The 5634-nt window shown below is 61.2% G+C and carries 7 protein-coding genes and 1 pseudogene; all 8 read left to right on the top strand.

The window, feature by feature from the left end; all coding sequences use genetic code 11:
• Positions 1-79 precede the first annotated feature (79 nt).
• Positions 80-1087 carry a DNA-directed RNA polymerase subunit alpha gene (locus NW820_RS03975; protein ID WP_011433190.1) on the top strand — a complete coding sequence of 336 codons (1008 nt, stop codon included), beginning with the start codon at positions 80-82 and terminating at the stop codon, positions 1085-1087.
• A 95-nt stretch (positions 1088-1182) separates the two neighbouring features.
• A complete protein-coding gene (gene rplQ, locus NW820_RS03970; RefSeq protein WP_011433191.1) occupies positions 1183-1533 on the top strand; it encodes a 50S ribosomal protein L17 in 351 nt (116 codons plus the stop codon).
• Positions 1534-1546: 13 nt separating this feature from the next.
• Positions 1547-2404, top strand: a complete 858-nt coding sequence (gene truA, locus NW820_RS03965; protein ID WP_414406745.1) for a tRNA pseudouridine(38-40) synthase TruA — start codon at positions 1547-1549, stop codon at positions 2402-2404.
• 45 nt (positions 2405-2449) lie between these two features.
• Positions 2450-2905: a 50S ribosomal protein L13 gene (gene rplM, locus NW820_RS03960; RefSeq protein WP_414355792.1), complete on the top strand. Its 456-nt coding sequence runs from the start codon at positions 2450-2452 to the stop codon at positions 2903-2905.
• Positions 2902-3312: a 30S ribosomal protein S9 gene (gene rpsI, locus NW820_RS03955; RefSeq protein WP_011433194.1), complete on the top strand. Its 411-nt coding sequence runs from the start codon at positions 2902-2904 to the stop codon at positions 3310-3312. The genes rplM and rpsI overlap by 4 nt, the downstream gene beginning before the upstream one ends.
• A gap of 76 nt (positions 3313-3388) precedes the next feature.
• Positions 3389-3613, top strand: coding sequence for a 50S ribosomal protein L31 (rpmE, locus tag NW820_RS03950; RefSeq protein ID WP_414351133.1), 225 nt, complete (start codon positions 3389-3391; stop codon positions 3611-3613).
• A gap of 54 nt (positions 3614-3667) precedes the next feature.
• Positions 3668-4750 carry a peptide chain release factor 1 gene (gene prfA, locus NW820_RS03945; RefSeq protein WP_011433196.1) on the top strand — a complete coding sequence of 361 codons (1083 nt, stop codon included), beginning with the start codon at positions 3668-3670 and terminating at the stop codon, positions 4748-4750.
• Positions 4751-4852: 102 nt separating this feature from the next.
• Positions 4853-5634, top strand: a pseudogene (locus tag NW820_RS03940) (aconitate hydratase B); the annotation flags it as partial.

The raw sequence follows: 5634 nt of genomic DNA, 5'->3' as shown, positions 1-5634 counted from the left end.
AGGTCTGCCCAAGCGTGAGATGACCTCGAAGTTTCATCAGTTCTCCAAACGGATGTCGAGCCAGACGGACGGGGCCACCATGACGATTCAAACCAGCCGAACCCTCTCCCACTCTCTGGGCAGCAGAGCGAGCTCAAGCGCTGTTGCTTACCAGACCGAGTGTGTTGAATCTCATCGGGATGATAACGGCGTTCACTACGGCAAATTTGCTCTGGGGCCACTGGAGCGCGGCCAAGGGATCACGGTGGGCAACGCTTTGCGGCGGGTGTTGCTCTCCAATCTGGAGGGGACGGCGGTGACTGCTGTACGCATTGCCGGGGTGACCCACGAGTTTTCCACGGTGCCGGGGGTGCGGGAAGACGTGATGGAGATCCTTCTAAACATGAAGGAGCTGGTGCTGCGCTCCAGTTCCCCCGAGACTCAGGTGGGCCGCTTGGTGGCTCAGGGGCCAGGGGAAGTTACTGCTGAGAAGCTGCAATTGCCCAGCGATGTGGAGGTGATCAACCCCCGTCACCACATTGCCACCCTGGCGGAAGGGGCGATTTTGGAAATGGAGTTCATGATTGGCCGGGGACATGGCTACCGCGCCGTCGATTACTCCGACAGCAAAGCGATGGCGATTGATTTTCTGCAGATCGACTCTGTCTTCATGCCGGTGCGCAAGGTGAACTACGCTGTGGAAGCAGCTCGGGTGGGCCAATTCCTGGAAAAAGATCGGCTAGTATTGGAAATCTGGACCAACGGCAGCCTCACCCCGCAAGAGGCCCTCAGCCAAGCGGCCCGCATTTTGGTGGGCTTGTTCGCACCGCTGCAGGAGGTCAGCTTCGATGCTCCTGTGCCGCCCAAGCCAGACGAGGACAACCAAAAAAACCAGATCCCCATCGAGGAGCTACAGCTCTCGGTACGGGCCTACAACTGTCTGAAGCGAGCTCAGATCAACACGGTAGCCGATCTGCTGCTCTATACCGAGGAAGATCTGCTGGAGATCAAAAACTTTGGCCAGAAGTCTGCCGAAGAGGTGGTGCAGGCTTTGAAAGCCCGCTTTGGTCTGACACTGCCCCGCACCCGCGAAAAAGGCAAGGCCTAGAGTTTAGGTTCCGTCTCAAGCATCTGCACCGCTAGCACAACCGCGTCAAAACGCAAGGATCCCCGAAGAGTGTAGGACACAAGACAGAGGTTACCATGCGCCACCGCCGTCGTACCCCCCACCTCAATAAGCCCGCCGACCAGCGCAAGGCCCTGATGCGGGCGCTGACCACGGCTCTGCTGCGGGAAGGGCGGATCACCACCACCAAAGCCCGCGCCAAAGCCATTCGGGCCACCACCGAGAAGATGATTACCCTGGCCAAAGAGGGATCCCTGGCGGCGCGGCGACAGGCGCTGGCCTACATCTACGACAAGGAGCTGGTGCGCTCCCTGTTTGAGCAGGCTCCTGAGCGCTACCGGGATCGGCCCGGTGGCTATACCCGCATCTTGCGCACCGTGCATCGGCGGGGGGATGGAGCAGAAATGGCGGTCATCGAGCTGGTGTAGCGGAAAGGGATCCATGCCGTACCGTCGCATTGCCCTGAGAATTCAGTACCTCGGCAGCAGGTTCTATGGCTGGCAGCGCCAGGCAGCCCGCCGTACCGTGCAAGGGGTGCTGGAGGAGGCGATTGCGTCGCGGGCGGGGCATCCGGTAACCCTCTATGGGGCCGGTCGCACCGATACGGGGGTTCATGCTGCAGGCCAGGTGGCCCACTTCGACACCACCTCCGGTATCCCTGCGGCGGAGTGGTCGAGGGTGCTGAACGACTGTCTGCCGGAAGATGTGGTAGTGCTGGCTTCTGCTCAAGTGCCTGGCTCCTGGCATGCCCGCTTTTCGGCTCGCTGGCGCCGTTACCGCTACCTGATTCTGAACCGGGAGCGACCGGATGTGTTCTGGCGCCTCTTTAGCTGGCAAGTGCGTTGGCCTCTGCAGGTGGAGCCGATGGCGGAAGCCCTGAATTCCCTGCTGGGGGAGCACAGCTTGGAAGCCTTCCGGCGGCGGGGATCGGATCGGCCCCACTCGCGGGTACAGGTGCAGGAGGTGCTCTGCCAGCGGCTGGGGGACTTGATCAGCATCGAGGTGCAGGCCAGCGGCTTCCTCTACCGGATGATGCGGCTCTTGGTGGGATCCCTAGAGGTGGTGGGCCGGGGCCAGCTCAGCCCGGCACAGTTTGTCCACCTGTGGCAACACAACGACTGGAGCCAGATGCGCACCCGCTACAGCGCTCCTCCGCAAGGGCTGTGCCTGACGGATGTGGGCTATGCTGCGGATCCCTTCGGTCAACAGTTCGCCCACTCGCTGCCCTTTTGGGCCTTGCCCACAGAGCCTCCCTCCGCCCTCCGGTCGCCGGCTGCGTTGGCCCATTCCTGCGGTTGATCTGGGCGATCTCCAAGCTTGTCCTGATATGTTTCCTTGGCTGCCATGAACAAAACTCCCCTTCCCAACCCCGAGACTCTGGCGCCCCGCTGGTATCTGGTGGATGCTGCCAATCAGCGCCTGGGCCGCTTGGCCGCCGCTGTGGCCACCCTCTTGCGGGGTAAGCATAAACCGGACTTCACCCCTCACCTGGATACGGGGGACTATGTAATTGTGATCAACGCTGAGAAAGTGGTGGTCACCGGCAAAAAGCGCACCCAAAAGCTCTACCGCCGCCACTCCGGCCGTCCTGGCGGCATGAAAGTGGAAACCTTTGCCCAACTGCAGGCGCGGCTGCCGGAGCGGGTGGTGGAAAAAGCGGTCAAGGGAATGTTGCCCCACACCCGTTTGGGCCGGCGGCAATTCACCAAGCTGAAAGTTTATGTCGGGCCGAGCCACCCTCATGAGGCCCAGCAGCCCCAAGTTTATCCCCTCAACACGATCCCAGGAGCCAAAGCATGACTCAAGCGAGCAGCCAACGAGCCGTTTATTGGGGAACGGGACGCCGCAAAACCGCCGTTGCCCGCGTGCGTTTGGTGCCCGGCACGGGCAAAATCATCATCAACGACAGGCCGGGAGACCAGTATCTGCAGTATCAAGAAGCCCTGCTGGCCAGTGTGAAGGGGCCGCTGGAGATCCTTGGACTGGAAAACTCCTACGACATCTTGGTGCGAGCCCATGGCGGCGGCGTTCACGGCCAGGCGGATGCGATCAAGCTGGGGGTGGCGCGCGCCCTCTGCGAGGTGGATCCGGCCAATCGCGGCCCTTTGAAAGTCGAGGGTTATCTGAAACGGGATCCGCGCGCCGTGGAGCGGAAGAAATACGGCCTGCGCAAGGCCCGCAAGGCTCCCCAGTACTCGAAGCGCTAGGGATCCCTGCCGTTGTTTTTAGAGGAAGATGTTGATAGACAAGGGTATAGAAACAGGCCCAGAGGAGGAAAGGGTTATGCCCAAGAAAGGATTGCACCCGCAGTGGTATCCAGAAGCCAAAGTCATCTGCAACGGCGAAGTGGTGATGACGGTGGGATCCACCAAGCCGGAGCTCAGGGTGGATGTTTGGTCGGGCAACCATCCCTTTTTCACCGGCAGCCAAAAGATCATCGACAGCGAAGGCCGGGTGGAGAAGTTCATGCGCAAATACGGCATGGGAGGTGGCAAAAAGGCCAAGTAGAGGTTCCCCCCTCCGGGTGTGGGCAACGCTTGGATCCCTGGGTATTGCGAATCTATGGCTTCTGCTCAACTGATCGACCAGCTTAAGAATGTCGAAGCCACTTTTCAGGAGCTGACGGTGCGCTTGGCCGATCCGGACGTGGCCACGGATCCAGCTGAGCTGCAGCGGATTGCCAAGGCCCGCTCCTCCTTGGAGGCCACCGTCCAGGCTTTTCACGACTGGCAAAAGCTGAATCGCGATCTGCAACAGACGGAAGAACTTTTGCGGGAATCGGCCTCCGACCCGGAGCTGGAGGCGATGGCAAGAGCGGAACTTGAGCAACTGCGGGCCCGCCAAGAACAACTGGAGGAAAAGCTCACCCTGCTGCTGCTGCCCCGGGATCCCAACGACGACAAGAACATCATGTTGGAGATTCGCGCCGGCACCGGTGGGGAGGAGGCGGCGCTGTGGGCGGCGGATCTGGCCCGCATGTACACCCGCTACGCCGAAAAGCTGGGCTGGTCGGTGCGTCTGGCGAGCCTCTCGGAAGGAGAGCTGGGGGGCTACAAAGAGGCGATCCTGGAGATTCAAGGGGATCAGGTGTACAGCAAGCTCAAGTTTGAAGCTGGCGTGCATCGGGTGCAGCGGGTGCCCGTCACCGAAGCGCAAGGCCGTGTCCACACCTCGACGGCCACGGTGGCGGTGATGCCAGAGGTGGACGAGGTGGAGGTGGTCATCGACCCGAAAGACATCGAAATCAAAACGGCACGCTCCGGGGGGGCAGGCGGCCAAAACGTGAACAAGGTGGAGACGGCGGTGGATCTTCTCCACAAGCCCACCGGGATCCGGGTGTTTTGTACCGAGGAGCGTTCCCAACTGCAGAACCGCCAGCGGGCCATGCAGATTTTGCGGGCCAAACTCTACGAGATGAAGCTGCAGGAGCAACAGGCCTCCATCAGCTCTGCTCGGCGCATGCAGGTGGGAACGGGATCCCGCTCGGAAAAAATTCGCACCTACAACTACAAGGACAACCGCGTTACCGACCACCGCCTTAACCAGAATTTCCCTCTGCAGCCCATCTTGGATGGGGAGCTGGACGACTTGATCCAAGCTTGTATTGGCCTTTACCAAAAAGAGCTGTTGGCGGAGCTATCCTAGGCCAAGCTGAGTTACCGCCAGCGGATGGGATCCCTTCTCGAGGACCTTTCCTCTGCCGAGCTAGCGGTAGAATAAATACCCACGTCGAGTGCCTAAACCCCCATGCTGGCCGAATACCGCCAACACGCCGCTGCCCGCGAGGCCCAAGGGATCCCGCCGCTGCCCTTAAACGCTGCCCAGACCAGCCAGGTGTGCGAGCTCCTGAAGGCCCCGCCTGCTGGCGAAGAAGCCTTTTTGTTGCACCTCTTAACAGAGCGCGTCCCGCCGGGGGTCGATGAAGCCGCCTATGTGAAAGCGGGCTTTTTGGCCGCTGTGGCCAAGGAGGAGGTTGAATCCCCGTTGATCACTCCCCTGCGGGCGGTGGAGCTCTTGGGCACCATGCTGGGGGGCTACAACGTCCAGGTTTTGCTGGATCTGTTGCGGGATCCCCGGAGTGAGATTGCAGCGGCAGCAGCCCGCGCCCTCAGCCACACGCTGCTCATCTTCGATGCCTTTCACGATGTGCTGGAGCTGAGCCAAGCCGGCAATGCCTATGCCCGACAGGTGATCGAGTCTTGGGCCAAGGGCGAATGGTTTACCGCCAAAGCTCCCCTGGCCGCAGCAATCACTGTAACAGTGTTCAAAGTTGCCGGCGAGATCAACACCGACGACCTTTCCCCCGCCGCCCACGCCACCACCCGCCCGGATATCCCCCTCCACGCCCAAGCCATGCTGGAGTCCCGCGCTCCAGGATCCCTGGCCGCCATTGCCGAGCTGAAGCGCCGCGGCCATCCCGTTGCCTTTGTGGGGGATGTGGTGGGCACCGGCTCCTCCCGCAAATCCGCCCTCAACTCGCTGCTCTGGCACATCGGCCACGACATTCCCCATGTGCCCAACAAGCGGGC

Origin of the sequence: Synechococcus sp. R55.7, from assembly GCF_047461955.1 — a bacterium.
GTDB lineage: Bacteria > Cyanobacteriota > Cyanobacteriia > Thermostichales > Thermostichaceae > Thermostichus.
This window is presented reverse-complemented; position numbering and strand designations above follow the sequence as displayed.

What these genes read in the sequence shown, in the direction of transcription:
- NW820_RS03975 (WP_011433190.1), top strand. Translation starts at nt 80, where the DNA reads ATGACGATTCAAACCAGCCGAACCCTCTCCCACTCTCTGGGCAGCAGA.
- rplQ (WP_011433191.1), top strand. Translation starts at nt 1,183, where the DNA reads ATGCGCCACCGCCGTCGTACCCCCCACCTCAATAAGCCCGCCGACCAG.
- truA (WP_414406745.1), top strand. Translation starts at nt 1,547, where the DNA reads ATGCCGTACCGTCGCATTGCCCTGAGAATTCAGTACCTCGGCAGCAGG.
- rplM (WP_414355792.1), top strand. Translation starts at nt 2,450, where the DNA reads ATGAACAAAACTCCCCTTCCCAACCCCGAGACTCTGGCGCCCCGCTGG.
- rpsI (WP_011433194.1), top strand. Translation starts at nt 2,902, where the DNA reads ATGACTCAAGCGAGCAGCCAACGAGCCGTTTATTGGGGAACGGGACGC.
- rpmE (WP_414351133.1), top strand. Translation starts at nt 3,389, where the DNA reads ATGCCCAAGAAAGGATTGCACCCGCAGTGGTATCCAGAAGCCAAAGTC.
- prfA (WP_011433196.1), top strand. Translation starts at nt 3,668, where the DNA reads ATGGCTTCTGCTCAACTGATCGACCAGCTTAAGAATGTCGAAGCCACT.